This window comes from Mycolicibacterium boenickei, assembly GCF_010731295.1.
Classification (GTDB): domain Bacteria; phylum Actinomycetota; class Actinomycetes; order Mycobacteriales; family Mycobacteriaceae; genus Mycobacterium; species Mycobacterium boenickei.
The window spans coordinates 5063493-5086352 of sequence record NZ_AP022579.1; the positions used below are offsets into that span (position 1 = coordinate 5063493).

Below are 22860 nucleotides of genomic sequence, written 5' to 3' on the forward strand. Positions count from 1 at the left end.
GGGGCCAACCTATACCAACCGGGTGGTTGGTCAGTCCCGGGGAGGGGGCGTACCGCCCGTAAACTCGGGCCATGCCCCAGTCCCCCGCGAGCCTCGCGCACTGGGGCGCCTTCACCGCCGCCATCGCGGACGGAGACATCGCCGCCATCGCGCCGCGGGCCGACGACGCCGACCCGTCACCTTTGCTCGGCAACCTCCCCGGTTCGATCCGGCACCGGTCCCGCATCGCCGGGCCCGCGGTCCGGCGCGGCTGGCTGCGGGACGGCCCCGGCCCGAGTACCGCGCGGGGCGCCGACGAGTACGTGGGAGTGTCCTGGGACGAGCTCACCGAATTGCTCGCCGACGAGCTGCGCCGGGTCGTCGACACATACGGCAACGAAGCGATCTACGGCGGCTCCTACGGCTGGTCCAGCGCCGGACGGTTCCACCATGCCCAGAGTCAGGTGCACCGCTTTCTGAAAATGCTTGGCGGCTATACGTTTTCCCGTCATTCCTACAGCCTGGGCGCGACCGGGGTGATCATGCCCCGGGTGGTCGGCACCCACGACGACCTGTTCAAACGGTCCACCGACTGGAACGTCATCGTCGAACACACCGACCTGCTGGTGTGTTTCGGCGGTGTCGCGCTGAAGAACACCGGCATCAATCACGGTGGTACCACGGCACATCCGGCCCGCGACGCGCTCCGGCGGATGCGTGACCGCGGCGGACAGATCGTATCCGTGAGCCCGCTGCGCGACGATGTCGACGGCGACTGCCAGTGGCTGGCCCCGGTCCCCGGCACCGACGTGGCGGTGATGCTCGCGCTGGCCTACGTCCTGGCCACCGAGGGCCTGGCCGATCTCGACTTTCTCGACACGCACTGCACCGGGTATCAGCGGTTCGAGCGGTACCTGCTGGGCCGCGACGACGGCGTCGCCAAGAGCCCACAGTGGGCGTCGGCGCTCAGCGGCCTGCCTGCCGAGGAGCTGACCGCACTGGCCCGGCGGATGGCGGCCTCACGCACCCTGGTCACCGTCAGCTGGTCGCTGCAACGGGTCCGGCACGGCGAGCAGGCTCCGTGGATGGGGCTGACCCTGGCGGCGATGCTCGGCCAGATCGGCATCCCCGGAGGCGGTTTCGGGCACGGCTACGGGTCGATGAACGAGCCGGGGCTGCCGCCGTTGCGCTGCCCCCTGCCTGCTCTGCCACAGGGGCCCAACCCGGTGCAGACGTTCATCCCGGTCGCGGCGGTCACCGACATGTTGCTGCATCCAGGGCAGCCGTTCGACTACAACGGCCTGCAGCTGACCTACCCCGACATCAAGTGCGTGTACTGGGCCGGCGGCAATCCGTTCCATCACCACCAGAACATTCCCCGGCTGCGCCGGGCCCTGGCCCGGGTCGACACGATCGTGGTGCACGACCCGTACTGGACGGCGATGGCCAAACATGCCGACATCGTGGTGCCCTCGACCACCGCATACGAGCGCGAGGACTACTCGGGATCACGCAATGACCCGCTACTGGTGGCGATGCCCGCGCTGGCGCCGCCATATGCCGACTCGCGTGACGACTACACCACGTTCTCGGCGCTGGCCGAGCGGCTCGGTTTCGGTCTGCAGTTCACCGAGGGCCGCACGGCGCGGCAGTGGCTGGTGCACATGTATGAAAAGTGGTCTGCCGGGCTGGATTTCGAGGTCCCCGAGTTCGACGAGTTCTGGGCCGCGGGAAGCGTCCGGCTACCCACCGAACCAGGACTGACGCTGCTCGCCGACTTCCGGGCCGACCCGATCGGACGCAGGCTGGGTACCCCGAGCGGTCGTATCGAGATCTTCTCCGCCGACATCGACCGATTCGGCTATGACGACTGCGCCGGCCATCCGCGGTGGTACGAGCCGACGGAGTGGCTCGGCGGAGCGCGGGCCCGCACGTATCCGCTGCATCTGCTGGCCAACCAGCCCGCGACCCGGCTGCACAGCCAACTCGACGGCGGTGCCACCAGCCAGGCGTCGAAAGTCCATGGGCGCGAACCGATCCGGATCAACCCGGAGGATGCGGCGGCACGCGGTCTCACTGACGGAGACGTGGTGCGGGTGTTCAATGACCGCGGCGCATGCCTGGCCGGCGTGGTGATCGACGATCGGCTGCGCCCGGCGGTGGTGCAGCTGTCGACCGGGGCCTGGTTCGATCCGGCCGCTCCGGCGGACCCCGATTCGATGTGCGTGCACGGCAATCCCAACGTGCTCACCGAGGACATCGGCACCTCTTCGTTGGCCCGCGGTTGCACCGGGGCCCACGTTTTGGTGCAGGTGGAGAAGTACGACGGTGCGCTGCCGCCGGTGCGGGCACACGAGCCACCGGTGATCCGGCAACGCTGAAACCGTTGGGCGGTCACCACTTCGGCCGTTTGCCCGGTAGCGATTGCGTGCCGGTGCAAAGATCCCTTCAGCGCTGACGGTGGCGTCAGCAGAAGGAGATCCTGGCCGATGCGATTCTCACCCCGTGCTGCTGCCAGGTCGCTGCTGGTCGCCGCTGTCGCGGTGTCCGGCTCTGCCGCGATCGGCGTCACCACGACGCTGACTGCCGAGGTGGTGCTTAGTGCGACGGTGCTGGTGGTTCCGGGCACCGGCACCCCGAATCCGGCGTTGTCACCGAACTACGAGGACCACGCGGTCCAGTACTACGTGGCACCCGGCAGCACCTGCACCGACGTGACGTGCGTCGGCGTTCCCTACATCGCCCAGTTCTGGCCGTTCCCGTTCGCCGGGTGGGGCGGGCTCGAGGGCGCCAAGTGGAACGTCTCGGTGCAGAGCGGCGTCTCGAGTCTGGCCACCGCCTACGGTGCCCAGCTGACCCCGCCGGGTCCCGGACAGGAGCAGAACTACAACCCCGACCACGAGGTCGTGATCTTCGGCTATTCGCAGGGCGCCACCGTCGCGGGGATCTACAAGCGCGATCTCGCGTATCTCAACAACCCCGCCGACCCGACGTTGCCCAGCAACGTCTCATTCGTGTTGATCGGCAACCCGAACCGGCCCAACGGCGGCTTGTTCGAGCGTCTCGCTGCGCTGGGCACCGTGCCCATTCTCGATGCGACATTCGGCAACCCGACGCCCACCGATACCGCGCCCGACGGGGTGATCAACACCGATGACATCGCGCTGCAGTACGACGGCGTCGCCGACGCACCGTCCTGGGTGCTCAATCCGCTGGCTCTGGCGAATGCTCTCGCCGGGTTCGAATACGTGCACGGCACCTATCTCGCCCCGAAAGGTGGTGACGAGGCCGGCGCGACACCGTATGGATACACGCCCGAGCAGGTGCAGGCCGCGGTCGCCAACGCCCAGGCAAACTGCTCGGAGGCCACCCACTGCCAAGTGCACGGCGACACCCGCTACATCACGCTGCCGGCGAAGTACCTGCCGCTCATGCAGCCGCTGATCGACCTCGGCGCGGCGACCGGGACCTCGGCCATCGTGATACCGCTGGTCGACCTGGTGTCACCGGCGATGCAGACGTTGATCGAAACCGGCTATGACCGTGGCGATTACGGCAACCCCACGCCATTCCAGCTGGTGCCCAGGGTCAACCCGGTGAAACTGGTCGGCGACCTCATCAACGACATCCCCGAGGGGATCGAGGCAGCGCGCAACCCCGGCCTCGACCCACTGCCGGGATGGACCGACCCGACCGAATCCGCCGATTCCGCCAAAGCGCAGGACACCGTGAAGGTTTCGGCCACCACCGCCGCCGCGGAACCCGAGACGCCCGAAGTCCCTGAGCTGCCCGTGTTGCCCAAGCTCAGCGTGCTCAAGGCGAACCCGCAGGCCAAGGCGACCACCGCGGCGGAAGACACATCGGTCACCGACACCAAAGGTCCCAAACTGCGGACCGGCGGAGCCCACCCGGTGCGTGAGGTGGCCAAGTCGATCCGCAGCACCGTGCGTAAGGCGCTCGGCGGACAGGACACCGGCAAGGAAAAGGCCAAGCCGTCCGGCGCCACCGAGAAGAAGCCCGCGGCCTGAGCTCCGGCCGGCAGGCGCTCAGAAGGTGGCGAACTCGCTCAGGGTCGCGGCCAGCGCCATCGGTACCCGCGCCTTGATACGGGTTCCGTCGGCGGTGTGTTCGGTGGCGTCCACCCGGCCTTCGGCGTGCACCCGCGCCACCAGTTCGCCACGGTCGTAGGGAATCGTCACGTCCACCGTCGCGTCGGTCGGCGGGATCATCTCCGCCATGCGGGCGCGCAGCCGGTCCAGTCCGTCGCCGGTGTGTGCCGAGACGAACACCGCGTCGGGTAGCGCACGCCGCAGCGTGGCCAGCCCGAGGTCGGTGGCCGCGTCGATCTTGTTGACCACCAGCAGTTCCGGCGGCGGGGCGATGTCGTATTCGGCGACCACATCGTTGACCACCTGGCGGACCGCGTTGATCTGTGCCAGCGGATGGTCGTCAGATCCGTCCACGACGTGCACCAGCAGGTCGGCGTCGACCACTTCTTCCAGGGTGGACCGGAACGCCTCGACCAGCTGGGTGGGCAGGTGCCGGACGAAGCCGACGGTATCGGTCAGCACGAAGGGGCGTCCGTCATCGAATTCCCCACGGCGCGTGGTGGGTTCGAGGGTCGCGAACAGGGCGTTCTCTACCAGCACACCGGCGCCGGTCAGGGCGTTGAGCAGGCTGGACTTGCCGGCGTTGGTGTAACCGACGATGGCCACCGACGCGGCGTCCGACGACAGCCGCCGGCTGCGCTGGGTGTCGCGGATCTTCTTCATGTCGCGAATCTCGCGGCGCAGCTTGGCCATCCGCTCACGGATGCGGCGGCGGTCGGTCTCGATCTTGGTCTCGCCGGGTCCGCGGGTACCGACTCCACCACCGGCCCCGCCGGCGCGACCGCCGGCCTGACGCGACATCGATTCACCCCAGCCACGCAACCTGGGCAGCATGTACTCCATCTGGGCCAGCGACACCTGCGCCTTGCCTTCCCGGCTGGTGGCGTGCTGGGCGAAGATGTCCAGGATCAGCGCGGTGCGGTCGATGACCTTGACCTTGACCACTTTCTCCAGCGAGTTGAGCTGCGCGGGTGAGAGTTCACCGTCGCAGATCACGGTGTCGGCACCGGTGGCCAGCACGATCTCACGCAGCTCCTGGGCTTTGCCCGAGCCGATGTAGGTCGACGGGTCGGGCTTGTCGCGACGCTGGATGAGCCCCTCGAGTACTTCCGAGCCCGCGGTCTCGGCCAGGGCCGCCAGCTCGGTCAGGCTGGCATCGGCATCGGCCGCGCTGCCCTCGGTCCAGACGCCGACCAGGACCACGCGCTCCAGCCTCAGCTGGCGGTATTCGACCTCGGTGACGTCGGTGAGCTCGGTGGACAACCCGGCGACGCGGCGCAACGAGGCGCGGTCTTCGAGGGCCAGCTCACCGGTGCTGGGAGTGACGGGATGTTCTGGATGAGTCATATGTACTTACAGGTTGTCACGTGCATCGGGCCGCGCGCACCCCAATTACCCGTGGGCAGCGTTCCACCACTGCTCGGCCAGCTCACCCCGGGCGACCAGCACAGACGGTCCCCGCAGGTAGCTGGTGGACTCGGTGATCGTCACGGTGACCTCCCCGCCCGGGATACGGACCCGCAACGTCCCGGTGTCCGCGCCCTGATGGGCCAGGGCCGCCAGGGTGGCCGCGACGGTGCCCGTACCGCAGGAGCGGGTCTCGCCCACACCGCGCTCGTGCACGCGCATGGACACCGCGCCGTCGGCCGGGACGGTGAGGACCTCGACGTTGACGCCGTCGGGGAACAGCTGCGCGTCGAAGCTCACCGGCGCACCCACATCGAGGGCCGCCAGCTCACTCTCGGTCAGCCCGACGCAGGCCAGATGCGGATTGCCCACGTCGACGGCCACCCCGCTGACGCTACGGCCACCGACCACCGCGGTCCCCGTGCCGAACCGGTTGGCCTTGCCCATCTCGACGGTGACGTCGGCGGTGGTCGCGTCGACGCTGTGCAGCACCACGGGCCGTGGCCCGGCCAGCGAGCCCACCACGAACTCATCGGCGGATTCCAGGCCGGAGGCACGCAGGTAATGCGCGAAGACCCGGACCCCGTTGCCGCACATCTGCGCGATCGAGCCGTCGGCGTTGCGGTAGTCCATGTACCAGTCGGAGGCCGCGACCCCGTCGGGCAGCCGGTCGAAAACACCGGCGGCCTGCGCAGCGCCCGCGGTCGTCACCCGGAGCACACCATCGGCGCCGAGGCCGCGGCGACGGTCGCACAGCGCGGCCACGGCGGCCGGCGTCAACGACAGCGCGGCGTCGACGTCGGGCAGCACCACGAAATCGTTCTGGGTGCCATGTCCCTTCGCGAAAGGGATCGAGCCGAAGATCACCTGATCAGGATACGTGCCGCCAGGCGCGCAGCGCGTCGTGCACCAGTCCGTCGGCGGCACCGTCCAGCCACACCACCCGATGGTCGCGCCGGAACCACGACCGCTGCCGACGGACATAGCGGCGGGTACCGATGAACGTGGGCTCTCGCGCCGCGCTCCCGTCTCCCCCGGCGTCGAGGTCGGCCAGCACCTGCGCGTAGCCGAGCGCCCGCGCCGCGGTGACCCCGTCCCGCAACCCCCGGCCGATCAAGGTCTGCACCTCGCCCACCAGGCCGTCGGCGAACATGAGGTTGGTGCGTTGCTCCAGACGCTCGTCGAGAATGGATGTCTCCCAATCCAATCCGATGATCGCGGTGTCCCATCGAGGGGCACCGATGGTCGGTGCCGAAGCGGCGAACGGCCGGCCGGTGAGCTCCACGACCTCCAGGGCCCGCACGATCCGCCGGCCGTCGGTCGGCAGGATCGACGCGCCCGCGGCCGGGTCGACCCGGGTCAGCTCGGCATGCAACGCCGCGACCCCCACCTCGGCCAGCCGGTCCTCCCACCGGGCCCGCACCGCCGGATCGGTCGCCGGGAACGTCCACTCGTCGAGCAGCGACTGGATGTAGAGCATCGAGCCGCCGACGATCACCGGTACCGCGCCACGGGCGGCGATGGCCTCCACGTCGGCCGCGGCGTCCTGCTGATAGCGGGCCACCGTGGCGGTCTCGGTGACCTCGAGGACATCGAGCTGGTGGTGCGGGATGCCGCGCCGGTCGGCGAAGGGCAGTTTGGCGGTACCGATGTCCATGCCGCGGTAGAGCTGCATCGCGTCGGCGTTGACTATCTCGCCGCCCAACTCCTCGGCGATCGCCAGCGCCAGGGCCGATTTGCCGGTGCCGGTCGGCCCGATCACCGCGATGGGCCGCGTCATGGCAGCCATTCGCCGACGAAGTAGCCGACCCCGTAGGGCGCGCCGCGGTACAGCTCGCGGGCGGTGCCGGGCGCTGGCCAGGTCAGCCCGGCCAGCACCTGATAGGCCACCCGGCCGAGCACGGGCTCGGGCAGCTCGGCCAGTGCCGCCACGTCTCCGGTGGCCAACGCGTCATCCAGGTCCTGCTGGGTGGCCACCGAGTCCGGCAGGTAACCGCCCGGGGCTGCCGGCGTGAGGGTGTGCAGGCCGTCGGCGGCGATCAGCACACCGACCGGGTCCGGGGTCTCGTCGACCTGGGAGCGAAGCGTCCGGCCCAGCCCCACCGCGGCCTCGGTCTGGTGCGATGCGGCATAAGCGTGCACCTCGATGCCGGCATCGGGAGCGGCCTGGCCGCGGATCCATGCCGCGACCAGGGCACACAGCGGCAGTTCGGCCGGCTCGCCGACCGGTCGAGGACCGAGCGCCACCGGGACGTCGACGCCGTAGCCGGCGAAGGTCCCGACGCAGTCAGATCCGAACACCTCGTCCCGGGGGCCGACGCCGACAGCCAGCCAGTGCGGCGGTAACGACGCTGTTGCGGCCAGCGCGGCGGCGCGCAACCCGGCCACCTCGACCGCGGCCGCACCCACGAGTTGGGGCACGAGAACCGGCGTGGCGGGGACGATCGCTATGGCGCTCAGCACGTCACCAAACTAGTTTGTCGGGGCATTGCGCCTAAAGCCATGGGCACGGCACAGCACGACCTGCTTGAATAGCGGACACAGCGACAGCATCAGGCGCCGCGTCGCGCGGTAGATGCACGGGCAACCGTGCGGAGTACGAGGAGCGGATATGACAACCAGTGAGCCAGGCGAAGCCACCCCCCAGCAGACTTCCGGGCCCACGCCGAGGCCCACTCCTACGCCTGCACCCAGGCCAGGGCCGCCCCGCCCCGTTCCCCGCCCCAGCCGGGTTGCCCCGGTGGTTGCGGTGGCGCCGACCAGTGATCCGCACCGCTTCGGGCGCGTGGACGACGACGGCACGGTGTGGCTGATCAACGGATCCGGTGAACGTGTCATCGGTTCGTGGCAGGCCGGCGACACCGAATCGGCGTTCGCCCACTTCGGCAGGCGTTTCGATGATCTGCACACCGAGGTGGCGCTACTGGAACGCAGGCTGTCCTCCGGCACCGGCGATGCCCGCAAGATCAAGTCGGCAGCCGCCGCACTGGCCGAAAGTCTGCCCACCGCAGCAGTTCTCGGCGACGTCGATTCGTTGAGCACCCGACTGTCGGCCATCCTCGAGCATGCCGACGAGGCAGCAAAGACCGAGCGGGCCCAGCGTGACGAGCACCGCGCCGCCCAGACCGCGCGCAAGGAGGCGCTCGCCGCCGAGGCCGAGGATCTGGCCGCGAACTCCACGCAGTGGAAGTCCGCCGGTGACCGCCTGCGCGAGATTCTCGACGAGTGGCGCACCATCACCGGGTTGGATCGCAAGCTCGACGACGCCCTGTGGAAGCGTTACTCGACCGCCCGCGAGACGTTCAATCGTCGCCGCGGATCGCACTTCGCCGAACTCGACCGCGGCCGCGCCGGCGCCCGCCAGCTCAAGGAGGCGCTGTGCGAGCGGGCCGAGCACCTGTCCGGCTCTACCGATTGGGGCGCCACCGCGGCCGCCTTCCGTGATCTGCTGACCGAGTGGAAGGCCGCGGGGCGGGCCGCCAAGGATGTCGACGACGCGTTGTGGCACCGGTTCAAGGCCGCCCAGGACACGTTCTTCGGGGCCCGCAACGCCGCGAACGCCGAGCGTGACGCCGAATTCAAGGCCAATGCCACCGCCAAGGAGGCGTTGCTGGCCGAGGCCGAGAAGATCGACACGACCGATCTCGATGCCGCCCGCGCGGCGTTGCGGACCATCGGCGACAAGTGGGACGCGATCGGCAAGGTTCCCCGTGAACGCGCCGCTGACCTGGAACGACGTCTGCGCGCTATCGAGAAGAAGGTCCGTGACGCTCCTGCCGGTGGCGTCGATCCCGAGGCCCAGGCGCGTGCCGATCAGTTCCGCTCACGTGCCGAGCAGTTCGAGCGGCAGGCGGAGAAGGCCGAGGCGGCCGGGCGCACCAAGGATGCGGCCGAGGCCAGGGCCAGCGCCGAGCAGTGGCGTCAGTGGGCCGACGCGGCCGCAGCCGCGCTCGGAGAGCACAAGTAAGCCTGAACTCGGAGAGCGCAGCTAGGCCTGATCCGGCTGATCGCCGGCGGAGTCGGTGGGGTCCGTCTTCTTGACGTCGGTTTTCTCGGTCACGTCGGTCTTGGGGATGTCGAGCACGCCGCGCTGCTGATGCTCCGCGGCCTGGCGACGCCGGTCCTCCTCCGCGGCCAACTGCAGCGCGGTGCGCGACCACACCACCCGCGCCCAGTGGAAGGTGAGCACGATCACCGCCAGCCAGCCGATGATCAGCCCGATGCCGGGGCCGGGGTGGTCCACCGCGGTCTGACGTGACCACACGGCGAGCATCCCGAGCGCGCTGGCCACTGCGGAACCCGCCAGGGCCACCCAGGCCAGCGCCCAGCGGCGGGTGATCAGCGCCAGCGTCGAGAATCCGACCGAGAACACCAGAGCCAACCAGGTGAAGACCCGCGACGGCAGTGAGATGCCGTCGGCGACGGCCGTGGCGTCACCCACGAGAACGTCGAAACCCTTGCTGGAACCGGTGTGCGGCAGCACGAACGACAGCAGCACCACGAACACCAGGATCGCGACGACCATGGCGCGCGGACCCGAGTCGAACTCCCGGGTGACCTTGCGTTCGACCGCGGCGAGGTCGTCCTTGAACGGCTCGAAGTCGCTTTCCTTGCTCAACAGCCACATCCTTCTGATGACGGCGCAGTCTCCGGCGCGCCGATGCGCGGCAACCCCAGGCCGACGCCGGTACGGGGGCGCTGCCCGGCCGCGTGGGCGTCACCGGCGCGGGTGCGCCGATGGGTGGCCAACGGAGCGTCGGCGATCAGATGATGCGGCGCGGCGCCGGTCACCGTGGTGGTCACGATGTCGCCGGGCCGGATGCTCTCGGCAGCAGGCCCAGGGCTGAAGTGCACCAGCCTGCCGTCGCGGGCCCGGCCCGACATGCGGGCAGTGGCGGCGTCTTTACGCCCCTCACCTGTCGCGACCAGCAGTTCGACCGTCTGCCCGATCTGAGCCTGGTTCTCCTGCAGGGAGATTCGCTCCTGCAGCTCGATCAGCCGCTGATAGCGTTCGGTGACAACAGCTTTCGGCACTTGGTCGGGCATGTCCGCCGCCGGGGTTCCGGGGCGGATCGAGTACTGGAAGGTGAACGCGCTCGCGAATCGCGACCGTTCGACCACGTCCAGGGTGGCCTGGAAGTCTTCTTCGGTCTCCCCCGGGAATCCGACGATGAGGTCGGTGGTGATCGCGGCATCCGGGATCGCGGCCCGGACCTTGTCGATGATGCCCAGGTAGCGCTCGGCCCGGTACGAGCGGCGCATCGCCTTGAGGACGCGGTCCGAACCGGACTGCAGCGGCATGTGCAGCGTCGGGCACACGTTGGGGGTCTGCGCCATCGCCTCGATCACGTCGTCGGTGAACTCGGCCGGGTGCGGCGAGGTGAACCGGACCCGCTCCAGTCCGTCGATGTCACCGCAGGCGCGCAGCAGCTTGGCGAACGCGCTGCGGTCGCGCGGCAGTTCGGGGTCCCAATTCGCCGGGTCCTCGCGCAAGCGCTCGTCCGAAAACGAGACGCCATAGGCGTTGACGTTCTGTCCCAGCAGCGTCACCTCGAGCACGCCCTGGTCGGCCAGGGTCTGCACCTCGGCCAGGATGTCACCGGGCCGGCGATCGACCTCTTTGCCGCGCAGCGAGGGCACGATGCAGAACGTGCAGGTGTTGTTGCAGCCCACCGAGATCGACACCCAGGCCGCGTAGGCGGATTCGCGCGTCGCGGGAAGGGTGGACGGAAACTCCTGCAGAGCCTCGACGATCTCGACCTGGGCGGTGCGGTTGTGCCGGGCCCGCTCCAGCAGCACGGGCAGGGATCCGATGTTGTGGGTGCCGAACACCACGTCGACCCACGGCGCGCGGCGCAGCACCGAGTCGCGGTCCTTCTGAGCCAGGCAACCGCCGACCGCGATCTGCATGTTCGGGTCGGCCTGCTTGCGGGGGGCCAGGTGGCTGAGGTTGCCGTACAGCTTGTTGTCCGCGTTCTCGCGCACCGCACAGGTGTTGAACACCACGATGTCGGCGTCGGTGCCGTCGGCGGCCCGCCGGTAGCCGGCGTCCTCCAGCAGGCCCGACAGCCGCTCGGAGTCATGCACGTTCATCTGGCAGCCGTAGGTGCGGACCTGATACGTGCGCGAGCGCTCACCGGCAGCCGCTCCCCGGTTCACCATCGTCGTCACGGCCTCAATGGTACGGAGGCGTCCGAAACGTTAACGCGGCGGATTCACGAGATCCGGGCAGGCTGGACGTTCCCTGGGTAAGGTCACCTGCCATGGGGAGCCCCGGCGAGCAGCCGCAGGTCGATGACGCAGCACCAGAAGATGTGCCGATGATCTCACTCTCGGGGGTGAACAAACACTTCGGATCCCTGCACGTACTCAATGACATCAATCTCGACGTGGGCCGCGGCGAGGTCGTGGTCGTGCTCGGACCGTCAGGTTCGGGCAAGTCGACGCTGTGCCGCACGATCAATCGGCTGGAGACCATCGACTCAGGCAGCATCGCGATCGACGGCCAGGAGCTGCCCGCCGAAGGGCGCAAGCTGGCCCAGTTGCGTTCGGATGTCGGCATGGTGTTCCAGTCCTTCAACCTGTTCGCGCACAAGACGATCCTGGAGAACGTCACGCTCGCCCCGGTGAAGGTGCGCCGGAAGTCCAAGGCCGATGCCAGGGAGAAGGCGATGGCCCTGCTGGACCGCGTCGGGGTGGCCAATCAGGCCGACAAGTACCCGGCGCAGCTGTCCGGCGGCCAGCAGCAACGCGTCGCCATCGCGCGCTCGCTGGCGATGGACCCGAAGGTCATGCTGTTCGACGAACCCACCAGCGCCTTGGACCCCGAGATGATCAATGAGGTGCTGGCGGTGATGACCTCGTTGGCTTCAGAGGGCATGACGATGGTCGTGATCACCCACGAGATGGGGTTCGCCCGCCGGGCGTCTCACCGCGTGGTGTTCATGTCCGACGGCGCCATCGTCGAGGACTCAGCGCCTGCCGAGTTCTTCGAAAATCCGAAATCCGATCGTGCCAAAGATTTTCTCGGCAAAATCCTTCACCACTGACGCCCCGCACTGACGCTGCACCCGAAAGGAACCCGAACATGCCATCCGTGCCGTTCAAGTTGGTCGGTACCCTCGCGCTCGCGATCGCCCTTCCCTTCGCCGCGACGGCCTGTGGCGGCGGCGGTGGCGACTCCAGCAAGATCGTCATCGGCACCAAATACGACCAGCCCGGACTCGGTCTGAAGAAGCCCGACGGTTCCATGTCCGGATTCGACGTCGACGTGGCCAAGTACGTGGCCAACGAACTCGGCTACCCCGAGGACAAGATCGAATGGAAGGAAGCACCCTCGCCGCAGCGCGAGACGCTGATCCAGAACGGCCAGGTCGAGTACATCGTGGGTACCTACTCGATCACGGATGCGCGCAAGGAGAAGGTCGACTTCGCCGGACCGTACCTGCTCACCGGGCAGAGCCTGCTGGTCCGCGCGGACAACACCGACATCACCGGGGCAGCCTCCCTGGAGAACAACAAGAAGCTGTGCTCGGTTTCGGGATCGACCCCGGCGCAGCGGATCAAGGACGAGTACCCGAAGGTCCAGTTGCAGCAGTACGACACGTACACGCTGTGTCTGGATGCGCTCAAGAGCGGGGCCGTGGACGCGCTGACCACCGATGAGGTGATTCTGGCCGGATACGCCGCGCAGAGCCCGGGCACGTTCAAGATCGCCGGTGAACCCTTCTCCGAGGAGCGCTACGGCATCGGCCTGAAGAAGGGCGACACCGAGTTGCGCACCAAGATCAACGCCGCGCTCGAGAAGATGGAGTCCAGCGGCGCCTGGAAGGAAGCGTTCGAGCGCAACCTCGGGCCCGCCGGTATCCCCACCCCGGCACCGCCCGCCGTCGACCGCAACTGATCCGGAGACAGCCCACCGACCGTGGAGATATTCGACGCATACCGCGACCAGATATTCGCGGCGTTCTGGACCACGATCCAGCTGACGGTGTATTCCGCGATCGGTGCGCTGATCCTGGGCACGGTGCTGGCCGCAATGCGGCTGGCCCCGGTGCCGGTGCTCAATTGGCTCGGTGCCGCGTACGTGAACATCATCCGCAACACTCCGCTGACCCTGATCATCGTGTTCTGTGCGCTCGGGGTCGGGCAGACGCTGCGGATCACCCTGGTCGACCCGCATTCACCGACATCGATCGCCGACAGCAACTTTCGCTTGGCGGTACTCGGATTGACGATCTATACCGCGTCTTTCGTGTGCGAGACGGTGCGCTCCGGGGTCAACACTGTTCCGATGGGTCAGGCCGAGGCCGCCCGGTCGCTGGGACTGACCTTCGGTCAGAATCTGCGATTGATCCTGCTGCCGCAGGCATTTCGCGCGGTGCTCATCCCGCTCGGATCGGTGTTGATCGCATTGACGAAGAACACCACGATCGCGTCGGCGATCGGCGTGGCGGAGGCGGCGTTGTTGATGAAGGCGATGATCGAGTCGACTGCCGCGGTGCTCACCGTCGGTGCCATCATGGCTGCCGGGTTCATCCTGCTGACATTGCCGCTGGGGTTGCTGTTCGGGTGGTTGGGTAAGCGCCTGGCGGTGGCACGCTGATGAGTGCATCGGTCCTGTTCGACGCCCCGGGTCCGCGGGCGCGGGTACGCAACAACATCCTGACGGTGCTCACCGCAGTCGCCGCGGTGGCACTGATCGCCTTCGTCGTGGTCCGGTTGTGGGAAAAGGATCAACTCCAGCCCGAGAAGTGGAAACCGTTCCTCACCTCGGATCTGTGGATCACCTACGTCCTTCCCGGTGTGCAGGGGACGCTCACCGCGGCAGCGGTGTCGATCGTGCTGGCGCTGGCGCTGGGCATGGTGCTCGGCGTCGGCCGACTGGCGCCTGTCGCACCGATCCGATGGATCTGCGCGGTCATCGTGGAGTTCTTCCGCGCGGTGCCGGTGCTGATCATGATGCTGTTCGCGTTCTTCCTCTACGGCATGTACGACGTGTTCCCGTCCAAGTACATCGCCCTGGCCGGTGTGGTGACCGGACTGACGCTCTACAACGGTGCGGTCATCGCCGAAATCGTCCGAGCCGGCGTCCATTCCCTTCCCCGCGGCCAGCAGGAGGCCGCATGGTCACTCGGGATGACGTGGACGCAAACGATGCGCCTGATCCTGTTGCCGCAGGCGATCACCGCGATGCTGCCGGTGCTGGTTTCGCAGCTGGTCGTGGTGCTCAAGGACACCGCGATCGGCTACCAGATCACGTTCGTGGAGATGGTCCGTCAGGGCACGAACATCGGGTCGGCCTACGCCAACATCCTGCCCGCCCTGATCGTCATCGCGATCTTGATGATCAGCGTCAACATGGCATTGTCGTCGCTGGCCACCAGGATCGAGCAGCGCCTGCGTCGCTCCAGCCGCGGACCCGCCCCGCTGGAGGCCGAGGCCGTCGAGCAGGAAGGCGCCCCGGGCGCGCAGGTTTTGCACACGCAACGGGACTGATCAGACCCGCCGCCGTTCGCGTTCGCCGGCAAGCTCGACACTGACGACGTCGAAGGCCATCGATTGGTTGTACCCGCGGCGGGCCAGCATGCCGACCAGCCGGCGAGTCACCTTCACGTCACCGTCATCGTCATCGAGCCGTTCACGGCGTAGCTTGTCGCGGACCAGCTGCTCGGCCCGTTGCCGCTCGGCCGCCGGATCCAGATCGGCCAGCGCGGCGTCGATGACGTCGTTGTCGACGCCCTTCTTGCGGAGCTCGACAGCCAAGGCGCGCTTGCCTTTTCCCGCATTGGCGTGACGGGACCGCACCCATTGCTCGGCAAAGTCCTCATCGTCGATCAGCCCGACCTCGGTGAGCCGGTTGAGCACCCTGGCACTGAGGTCCTCTTCGTAACCTCGTTTGGTGAGCTGCTCGGTCAGTTCGGCACGGGTGCGGGCCCGCACGGTGAGCAGGCGCAGGCAGACATTCTTGGCCTGCTCCTCGCGTTTGCGAGGATCCTGCGCCTGCTCCCCCTCGGGCGTACCCGACGGCTCAGAAGTCAACCGGGGCGGGAAGGACGTCATCAGCCTTCGCCTCGGCGGTCACGACGGCACCGATACCGAGCTTTTCCTTGATCTTCTTCTCGATCTCGTTGGCGACGTCGACGTTCTCCAGCAGGAACTTGCGGGCGTTCTCCTTGCCCTGGCCCAGTTGCTCACCCTCGTAGGTGAACCAGGACCCGGACTTACGGATGAAGCCGTGCTCGACACCCATGTCGATGAGCGAGCCTTCGCGGCTGATGCCCTGGCCGTACAGGATGTCGAACTCGGCCTGCTTGAACGGGGGCGAGACCTTGTTCTTGACGACCTTGACGCGGGTGCGGTTACCGACCGCGTCGGTGCCGTCCTTGAGCGTCTCGATACGGCGCACGTCCAGGCGGACCGAGGCGTAGAACTTCAAAGCCTTACCGCCCGTGGTGGTTTCGGGCGAGCCGAACATCACGCCGATCTTCTCGCGAAGCTGGTTGATGAAGATCGCGGTGGTGCCCGAGTTGTTCAGCGCACCGGTCATCTTGCGCAGCGCCTGGCTCATCAGGCGGGCCTGCAGACCGACGTGGCTGTCACCCATCTCGCCCTCGATCTCGGCACGCGGCACCAGGGCCGCCACCGAGTCGATCACCAAGATGTCCAGCGCGCCCGAGCGCACCAGCATGTCGGCGATCTCCAGTGCCTGCTCACCGGTGTCCGGCTGGCTCACCAGCAGGGAATCGGTGTCCACCCCGAGCTTCTTGGCGTACTCGGGATCCAGGGCGTGCTCGGCGTCGATGAACGCCGCGATGCCGCCTGCGGCCTGGGCGTTGGCCACCGCGTGCAGCGCCACAGTGGTCTTACCCGAGGATTCCGGGCCGTAGATCTCGACCACGCGGCCACGCGGGAGCCCGCCGATGCCGAGGGCAACGTCCAGGGAGATCGAGCCGGTGGGGATCACCGAGATCGGCTGACGCACCTCCTCGCCGAGGCGCATCACCGAGCCTTTACCGAAGTTCTTGTCGATCTGGGCCATCGCCAGTTCGAGCGCTTTTTCGCGATCAGGGGCCTGCTGCGCCATGATGGTGCCTCTCCAAGTAGTCGTGTTGACCGGTGTTCCGATCGGTTGGCCGTGACGCTAGGCCAGGGCACCGACAAATCGGTCGAACACCGCCCACACTAGACGAACATCTGTTCGACTCAAGTGGACACGCCGGAGATGGTCTCGGTCAGTGACGCCAGTTCGGGAAGTTGTCGAGATCCCGCAATGTCAGGACGAAGCCGAATGCGCCGACGGCGACGGCCAGGAAATATCCGAGGGCGGCCTGCCAGCCACTCAGAGTTGACGCGACCAGCCAGCACAGCAGAACTGCTGCGATCACCAGCAACACTCCGTAGAGGGGTGTTCGCATCGGGTGGTCACCGAGACCCATGACTCCGGTATACGCCGAAAATGTGCGCAGGGGAAGCGGTGTAAATCGCCGCAGACCCACCCCGATATCGCCGCTGGTCGTTCACCACTGGTCGCGGGGGACGTCGAAGTCCGCGCACAGCGCCCGCCACACGTTGCGCGGCTCCTCGCCGTCCTCGATGGCCTGGGCGGCCGTGCGCCCGTCGAGGGCGGTGAGCACGTGGTCGACGAGCAGCGAACGGCCCCGAATGGTGCCGAACTGGCCGTCCACGAGCTCATTGAATTCCGTCAACCGCACGGGCTCAACCTACCCAGTGCCCGCGAGGGCGTCATGGCACACCCGTACCGGATCTGCCACCTCGGCCGCCGAGGCACCCGCCCGCCGGGCGGCAGCGCGGTATGCGGGTGAACCGAGAACGGTACCGACCGCCGCCGTCAACGCCTCGCCCGAAAGTGGCCGCACCAGGTGTCCACTGCCCTGGCGCACAACACGATTGGCGATCTCCCACTGGTCACCGCCACCCGGCACCACCACCATCGGCACACCGGCCAACAACGCCTTGGATACGAACCCGTGCCCACCGCCGCAGATCACCAGATCGGCGTGCGACAGCAGCTCGTCCTGGCGGCCCAGGCCCACCGCCGCCCATGGGGGCACCTCGACGTCGGCACCGCCCAGTCGCGACACCACCACACGGGCCCCGTCGGGCAGCGTGTCGCCCGGGCGCAGCGACTCGAGCACCAGTTCGGCCATGCCCTGTGTCCCGGTGGTCGCGGTGGACGGCGCCACCATCACCACCGGCCCCGATCCCGGCGGCACGGCAAGCACCGCGTCGGTGGGCTCGAAGTGCAATGGACCCACCACGATGGCCTCGGCCGGCCAGTCCGGGCGCGGCACCTCCAATGCGGGCAGGGTGGCGATCAACCGCCGCAGCGGGCCCGGATCGACCGGCGGAAGGCCGATGTCGGCCCGCACCGCGGCCCGCTGGGCCAGGCCGGCGCGCCATGATCGAGCGGTCAGGGCGCGCATGACGGTGTCACGCAGGCGTCCGCGCAGGCCGACCCCGGGCGCCAGCCCGCTGCCGATCGGCGGCAGGCCCTTCGACGGCAGGTACAGCGGATGCGGGTTGAGCTCGACCCACGGCAGCCCGAGCAGCTCGGCGGCCAGCCCGCCGCAGGCCGTGATCACGTCGGAGACCACGAGATCCGGTTGCAACTGCTCCAATACCGGCACGTTGAGTCGCGCCATCCGCCCGGCGCGCTGGTGGATCTTGGCCCCGGCGTCGGCATCGTCATCGTCATCGGTGGCATCGAGGCCGACCAGTTCGACCGCGTCGACACCCGCCGCCCGCGCGGTTTCGAGCCATTCGACGCCGGTCAACAGCGTCGGGACATCCCCCGCGGCCAGGAACTTCAGGCACAACGCAAGGGCCGGGAAGGCATGTCCGGGATCGGGTCCGGCGACCACAGCTACGCGCACCGGCCTACCCTGCCATAGCCGTCCCCCACTAGGCTGCGGGCATGGCTGACCAATCCACCACCGCAGCTGCGTCCCAGACCAGCACGGTCGAGACCTTCCTCAACGCACTGCAGGAGCAGGACTTCGACACAGCCGAGAGCGCGCTGGCGCAGAACCTGGTGTACCAGAACGTCGGTTTTCCGACCATTTACGGTCGCAACCGCGCGATGAAGCTGTTCCGGTCGATGCCGGGCCGGATGGGCTTCGAGGTGAAGATCCACCGGATCGCCGCCGACGGCGCGGCCGTGCTGACCGAACGCACCGATGCGCTGGTGTTCGGGCCGATGCGCCTGCAGTTCTGGGTGTGCGGGGTGTTCGAGGTGCACGAAGGCCGAATCACGCTGTGGCGGGACTACTTCGACATGTTCGACATGGTCAAGGCGACGGTGCGCGGCCTCGTCGGCGTGGTCGTGCCGTCCCTGCGCACGTCGCTGTAACCGCGGTTCAGGCGCGGCGCAGCTGGCCCAGTTCGTCGAACGCCTGCGCCCAGCCGAGCAGACGATCGGTGGCGCCCGTCAGCTCGCTGCGGTAGCGCTGCTGTGCCAACGGCGATGCCGCGCCCTGGCCGCTGTTCACCGTCGACACCAGTTGCGCTGCGGCGGTGACCATCTCGTTGTACTGCCGCACACCCTGCCCGAGCTGAGCGGTGAACGCGTTGATGGTGGGCACGAGATGCTGACGCGACTGCGGGGCGTTGCTGATCGCCCGCTCCATCGACACCACCTCGGTGGCGGTGGCCGCCATCGTCCGCGCCGTCTGATTGGCCACCGCGGTCAGCTCACGCAGTTCGTCGGCCGGAAGCATCCGGCCGCGCTCCAGCACGCCGAGCAGCGAGAACATGCCCCGCTCGGAAGCCATCAGCGCCGCCATGGGCTGCCGAGCCGCCGAACCCCATGGCGGCAGCCGGCGTCCGGCGATCGGCCGTTGCGCCGGAAGCGGTTCCGCGCGTAGCCATCGGTAACGCAGCCAGAACAGCGTGGCGGGGAAAGCCGCCCCGGCCGCGAGAACGCCACTGATGATCAGGCCCCAGACCGGTGTGCTCCACGACGCCAGCAGCGCCGTCACGAGCACCCAGAACACGCTGGACAGGGTGAAGAACACCCCGAAGCGCAGTGCCCACCGCCGCTTGCGCAACAGCTTGGCGCGCGGATCGGCGGCGGCACTGAGCTTTTCGGTCAGCGCACCGGACAGATCGGCCGCGGTGTCGATAGCCCGCTGTGCCAGCGATCTCCAGGCCTCCGGTCGACCGGTCTTGGTAGCCATGATCTAAAACACTCGAATCGCTATTGGCCGAGCGGGTTTTCGGGGGTGGCAGGCGTCTGGTTGGTCGCCGGGGAGGCCGGCGTGGCCGGCGACGCGTCGCCGCTGGGCAGGGCGTCGCCGCGCATCGAAGCACGGATCTGCTCGAGCCGGGAGTGGCCCGCCATCTGGACGCTGGCCTGCTGGACCTCCATCATGCGGCCCTGCACGGAGTTCTGGGCCAGCTCGGCCTGGCCGATCGCGTTGGCGTAGCGACGCTCGATCTTGTCCCGCACCTCGTCGAGGCTCGGGGTGTTACCGGGCGCGGCGACCTCGCTCATCGACCGGAGCGAGGCGCTGACCTGCTCCTGCATCTTGGCCTGCTCCAGCTGGGACAGCAGCTTGGTGCGCTCGGCGATCTTCTGCTGCAGCATCATCGCGTTCTGCTCGACGGCCTTCTTGGCCTGCGCGGCGGCCTGCAGGGCCTGATCGTGCAGACCCTTCAGGTCCTCGACGCTCTGCTCGGCGGTGACGAGCTGGGCCGCGAACGCCTCGGCGGCGTTGTTGTACTCGGTGGCCTTGGCCGCGTCACCGGCAGCCGTGGCCTGATCAGCGAGCGTCAGTGCTTGACGGACGTTGACCTGCAGCTTCTCGATGTCGGCCAGCTGGCGGCTGAGCCGCATCTCCAGCTGGCGCTGGTTGCCGATCACCTGGGCGGCCTGCTGGGTGAGGGCCTGGTGCTGACGCTGCGCGTCCTCGATGGCCTGCTGGATCTGCACCTTCGGATCGGCGTATTCGTCCACCTTGGAGCTGAACAGCGCCATCAGGTACTTCCACGCCTTGACGAACGGATTGGCCATTGGTTCGTTCCGCCTTATCTATCGGGCTTGTCCGGCTCAGAGTTCAAGCCGGCGCTCGGGTCCTACTGCTTCAGGTTGCCGCAATTCCTCTTATGCCAACTTATCGGTTCCGGACAGGCAGCCACAGCCCCGCACGCTGTTCGCGTGGGTGTTTTGCGAAAATTCGCACCGCGGGCACGAGCAGCGCAATCAGACCGGTGTCGGCGCCGTCAACAGGTCAGGCGACGGCCATCGACACGGCGTGCGGAATGACCACCTTGGTGGCCGCATCGATGTGGGCGACGTTGGCGGTCAGATCGACGCTGTCGGCGTGCTCACGCTCGGCCATGTTCTCCCCCGCATCGGTGAGTACCCGCGACAGCGGCACGTCCAGGGCGTCACAAATGGCGCTGAGCAGTTCGCTCGAGGCTTCTTTGCGGCCCCGCTCCACCTCGGAGAGGTATCCGAGGCTCACGCGGGCAGCGTCGGAGACTTCACGCAAGGTGCGCCCCTGCTCGGTGCGGGCGTTACGCAGTACGTCGCCGATCACCTCGCGCAGCAATGTCGTCATCGCGCTCTCCTTCGCCTCGCCTGTCACAGGTTCGCTAAAACACCAACGCCGCCGGTCACCACAAGGTTCCCGAGGAGAACGATCAAGGAAGATCTCGGTTACTGGTTCTCGACCAGGAAACGCAGCCGGGCGATCGCCTCATCGACGGCGGCGCGACGAATGTCCCAGCGTGAGCCGGACAACGACAGCTCGACGACTTCGGTGTCGACCGGGCCGGCGAGACCGATGAACACCGTGCCCACCGGGTGTCCACCGTGCGGTTCCGGTCCGGCCACGCCGGTCAGGCCGACGCCCCAGGTAGCCGCGCAACGCTGCCTGGCCCCGACGGCCAGCGCCCGCGCGGTGGGAGCCGCGACCGGACCGACCGCGTCGAGCACCTGAGGGGCCACCCCCGCCAGCCAGATCTTGGTGTCCTCGTTGTAGGTCACCAGGCCGCCCTGCAAGACCGCGCTGGCCCCGGACACCCCGGCCAGCGTCGCGGCGAGCAGCCCGCCCGTGAGCGACTCTGCGGTGGCCACGCTCTGTGAGCGCACCGTCAGGTCGGCGACCAGGGCCCTGGCGTCGTCAGTGAGCAGCGGATCGTCCACGCGAATCCCTGATCGCGGATATGACGTAGTCGGCGCCGGTGAGCACGGTCAGCACCACGGCGGCCCACATGATCACCCAGGCGACGTTGAGCCAGATGTCGGGCCACGCGTGCAGCGGCAGGATGAACAGCCCGATGGCCACGGCCTGCACCAGTGTCTTGAGCTTGCCGCCGCGGCTGGCCGGGATCACGCCGTGTCGCAGCACCGCGAACCGCAGCACCGTGATCCCGATCTCACGGACCAGCACCACCGCGGTGATCCACCACGGCAGGTCGTGCAGCATCGACAAGCCGATCAGTGCCGCCCCGATCAGCGCCTTGTCGGCGATCGGATCGGCCAGGGTGCCGAACTCGGTGATCATGCCGTAGCTGCGGGCCAGCGCCCCGTCGAAGTGATCGGTGATCACCGCGACCGCGAACACCGTGAAAGCGGCGATCCGCCAGCCGGTTTCATGGCCGTCACCGGCGAACAGGAATACGAGGAATACCGGAACGAGCACCATCCGCACCCCGGTGAGCACGTTGGCGAGGTTGGCCACGCGCGCACGCGGGACCACCGGATCGGTAGAAGGTTGGCCCGGCACCGCAACAGAATATCGGTTGCCGCAGCGGATACTCTTGCGCCTGTGAACGCAGGCAGTGTCGAGTCGCGCAAACACGCTGTGGTGCGCCGTGCCCGCACGTCCGATGTCCCGGCGATCAAGAGCCTGGTCGACGTCTATGCGGGCAAGATCCTGCTGGAGAAGAACCTGGTGACGCTGTACGAGGCGGTCCAGGAGTTCTGGGTCGCCGAGCTCGACGGTGAGCTGGTCGGATGCGGCGCGCTCCACGTGCTGTGGGCCGATCTCGGCGAGGTGCGCACCGTTGCCGTGCATCCCAAGGTCCGCGGCACCGGCCTCGGCCACCAATTGGTCGAGCAGTTGCTCGACGTCGCCCGCGACCTACACCTGCGACGGATATTCGTGCTGACCTTCGAGGTCGACTTTTTCGGCAAGCACGGGTTCGAGGAAATCGACGGCACCCCGGTGACCGCCGAGGTGTACGAGGAGATGTGCCGCTCGTACGACACCGGTGTGGCGGAGTTCCTCGACCTGTCGTACGTCAAGCCCAACACCTTGGGCAATACGCGGATGTTATTGACGCTCTAAGCGTTTGGTGGAGCCTCACCCGCACCGGTCACGGGCGAGACTCCACG

Annotated in this window: 25 protein-coding genes; 9 read left to right on the forward strand and 16 right to left on the reverse strand. The window is 68.0% G+C overall.

Going from position 1 to position 22860, the window contains the following annotated elements:
* The first annotated feature begins 71 nt into the window (after window positions 1-71).
* Both G6N57_RS24155 and G6N57_RS24160 read left to right on the forward strand, forming a co-directional pair.
* Window positions 72-2360: a molybdopterin guanine dinucleotide-containing S/N-oxide reductase gene (locus G6N57_RS24155; RefSeq protein ID WP_077739079.1), complete on the forward strand. Its 2289-nt coding sequence runs from the start codon at window positions 72-74 to the stop codon at window positions 2358-2360.
* Between the two features lie 108 nt (window positions 2361-2468).
* A complete protein-coding gene (locus G6N57_RS24160) occupies window positions 2469-4007 on the forward strand; it encodes a PE-PPE domain-containing protein (protein WP_077739078.1) in 1539 nt (512 codons plus the stop codon).
* A gap of 18 nt (window positions 4008-4025) precedes the next feature.
* On the opposite strand, the gene hflX is transcribed toward G6N57_RS24160, so the two are convergent.
* Genes hflX through G6N57_RS24180 form a run of 4 tightly spaced genes read right to left on the reverse strand, consistent with a single transcriptional unit; the run spans window position 4026 to window position 7958 of the window.
* Window positions 4026-5435, reverse strand: a complete 1410-nt coding sequence (hflX, locus tag G6N57_RS24165; RefSeq protein ID WP_077739077.1) for a GTPase HflX — start codon at window positions 5433-5435, stop codon at window positions 4026-4028.
* A gap of 45 nt (window positions 5436-5480) precedes the next feature.
* On the reverse strand, window positions 5481-6347 hold the full coding sequence (gene dapF / locus G6N57_RS24170; RefSeq protein ID WP_077741688.1) for a diaminopimelate epimerase: 867 nt from the start codon (window positions 6345-6347) through the stop codon (window positions 5481-5483).
* Between the two features lie 19 nt (window positions 6348-6366).
* Window positions 6367-7275, reverse strand: a complete 909-nt coding sequence (miaA, locus tag G6N57_RS24175; protein WP_077739076.1) for a tRNA (adenosine(37)-N6)-dimethylallyltransferase MiaA — start codon at window positions 7273-7275, stop codon at window positions 6367-6369.
* Window positions 7272-7958, reverse strand: a complete 687-nt coding sequence (locus G6N57_RS24180; protein WP_077739075.1) for a class III extradiol ring-cleavage dioxygenase family protein — start codon at window positions 7956-7958, stop codon at window positions 7272-7274. The genes miaA and G6N57_RS24180 overlap by 4 nt, the downstream gene beginning before the upstream one ends.
* Window positions 7959-8106: 148 nt before the next feature.
* On the opposite strand from G6N57_RS24180, the gene G6N57_RS24185 reads away from it, so the two are divergent.
* A complete protein-coding gene (locus G6N57_RS24185; RefSeq protein WP_077739074.1) occupies window positions 8107-9462 on the forward strand; it encodes a DUF349 domain-containing protein in 1356 nt (451 codons plus the stop codon).
* A 21-nt stretch (window positions 9463-9483) separates the two neighbouring features.
* On the opposite strand, the gene G6N57_RS24190 is transcribed toward G6N57_RS24185, so the two are convergent.
* Entirely contained in the window at window positions 9484-10122 is a 639-nt protein-coding gene (locus tag G6N57_RS24190; RefSeq protein WP_234815880.1) for an Rv2732c family membrane protein, read from the reverse strand.
* Window positions 10110-11657 (reverse strand): tRNA (N6-isopentenyl adenosine(37)-C2)-methylthiotransferase MiaB, encoded by a 1548-nt coding sequence (gene miaB, locus G6N57_RS24195; protein ID WP_077741687.1) that lies wholly within the window; start codon window positions 11655-11657, stop codon window positions 10110-10112. The genes G6N57_RS24190 and miaB overlap by 13 nt, the downstream gene beginning before the upstream one ends.
* A gap of 158 nt (window positions 11658-11815) precedes the next feature.
* Between miaB and G6N57_RS24200 the strand changes: the two genes are divergently transcribed.
* From G6N57_RS24200 to G6N57_RS24215, 4 genes are read left to right on the forward strand one after another with little or no spacing between them, the layout of a single operon-like run.
* Complete coding sequence (locus G6N57_RS24200; RefSeq protein ID WP_077739073.1) at window positions 11816-12544, forward strand: amino acid ABC transporter ATP-binding protein; 729 nt, start codon at window positions 11816-11818, stop codon at window positions 12542-12544.
* A gap of 38 nt (window positions 12545-12582) precedes the next feature.
* Entirely contained in the window at window positions 12583-13398 is an 816-nt protein-coding gene (locus G6N57_RS24205; RefSeq protein WP_077739072.1) for a glutamate ABC transporter substrate-binding protein, read from the forward strand.
* A gap of 21 nt (window positions 13399-13419) precedes the next feature.
* A complete protein-coding gene (locus tag G6N57_RS24210) occupies window positions 13420-14100 on the forward strand; it encodes an amino acid ABC transporter permease (RefSeq protein ID WP_077739071.1) in 681 nt (226 codons plus the stop codon).
* Entirely contained in the window at window positions 14100-14993 is an 894-nt protein-coding gene (locus tag G6N57_RS24215) for an amino acid ABC transporter permease (protein WP_077739070.1), read from the forward strand. The genes G6N57_RS24210 and G6N57_RS24215 overlap by 1 nt, the downstream gene beginning before the upstream one ends.
* Here G6N57_RS24215 and recX read toward each other — a convergent pair whose 3' ends face one another.
* From recX to G6N57_RS24240, 5 genes are all read right to left on the reverse strand, one after another.
* Complete coding sequence (recX, locus tag G6N57_RS24220) at window positions 14994-15557, reverse strand: recombination regulator RecX (protein ID WP_077739069.1); 564 nt, start codon at window positions 15555-15557, stop codon at window positions 14994-14996.
* On the reverse strand, window positions 15526-16581 hold the full coding sequence (recA, locus tag G6N57_RS24225) for a recombinase RecA (RefSeq protein ID WP_003880548.1): 1056 nt from the start codon (window positions 16579-16581) through the stop codon (window positions 15526-15528). The genes recX and recA overlap by 32 nt, the downstream gene beginning before the upstream one ends.
* Window positions 16582-16729: 148 nt before the next feature.
* Window positions 16730-16933, reverse strand: coding sequence for a hypothetical protein (locus tag G6N57_RS24230; protein WP_077739068.1), 204 nt, complete (start codon window positions 16931-16933; stop codon window positions 16730-16732).
* Between the two features lie 81 nt (window positions 16934-17014).
* Window positions 17015-17209, reverse strand: coding sequence for a DUF3046 domain-containing protein (locus G6N57_RS24235; protein WP_036445015.1), 195 nt, complete (start codon window positions 17207-17209; stop codon window positions 17015-17017).
* A 9-nt stretch (window positions 17210-17218) separates the two neighbouring features.
* Complete coding sequence (locus G6N57_RS24240) at window positions 17219-18391, reverse strand: glycosyltransferase (RefSeq protein WP_077739067.1); 1173 nt, start codon at window positions 18389-18391, stop codon at window positions 17219-17221.
* A 41-nt stretch (window positions 18392-18432) separates the two neighbouring features.
* Here G6N57_RS24240 and G6N57_RS24245 point away from each other — a divergent pair, with 41 nt between their 5' ends.
* Entirely contained in the window at window positions 18433-18867 is a 435-nt protein-coding gene (locus G6N57_RS24245; protein WP_077739066.1) for a limonene-1,2-epoxide hydrolase family protein, read from the forward strand.
* Window positions 18868-18874: 7 nt separating this feature from the next.
* Here the strand turns inward: G6N57_RS24245 and pspM are convergent, their stop codons facing one another.
* The 5 genes from pspM to pgsA all read right to left on the reverse strand — a co-directional run bounded on the left by pspM (window position 18875) and on the right by pgsA (window position 22249).
* Window positions 18875-19693, reverse strand: a complete 819-nt coding sequence (gene pspM, locus G6N57_RS24250) for a phage shock envelope stress response protein PspM (RefSeq protein ID WP_097926484.1) — start codon at window positions 19691-19693, stop codon at window positions 18875-18877.
* Between the two features lie 20 nt (window positions 19694-19713).
* A complete protein-coding gene (gene pspA, locus G6N57_RS24255; RefSeq protein ID WP_077739064.1) occupies window positions 19714-20529 on the reverse strand; it encodes a phage shock protein PspA in 816 nt (271 codons plus the stop codon).
* Between the two features lie 217 nt (window positions 20530-20746).
* Window positions 20747-21079, reverse strand: coding sequence for a transcriptional regulator ClgR (clgR, locus tag G6N57_RS24260; protein WP_077741686.1), 333 nt, complete (start codon window positions 21077-21079; stop codon window positions 20747-20749).
* A gap of 98 nt (window positions 21080-21177) precedes the next feature.
* On the reverse strand, window positions 21178-21666 hold the full coding sequence (locus G6N57_RS24265) for a CinA family protein (protein ID WP_019348227.1): 489 nt from the start codon (window positions 21664-21666) through the stop codon (window positions 21178-21180).
* On the reverse strand, window positions 21644-22249 hold the full coding sequence (pgsA, locus tag G6N57_RS24270) for a CDP-diacylglycerol--glycerol-3-phosphate 3-phosphatidyltransferase (protein WP_097926483.1): 606 nt from the start codon (window positions 22247-22249) through the stop codon (window positions 21644-21646). The genes G6N57_RS24265 and pgsA overlap by 23 nt, the downstream gene beginning before the upstream one ends.
* A gap of 42 nt (window positions 22250-22291) precedes the next feature.
* Here pgsA and G6N57_RS24275 point away from each other — a divergent pair, with 42 nt between their 5' ends.
* Window positions 22292-22813 carry an amino-acid N-acetyltransferase gene (locus tag G6N57_RS24275; RefSeq protein ID WP_234815878.1) on the forward strand — a complete coding sequence of 174 codons (522 nt, stop codon included), beginning with the start codon at window positions 22292-22294 and terminating at the stop codon, window positions 22811-22813.
* Window positions 22814-22860 lie beyond the last annotated feature (47 nt).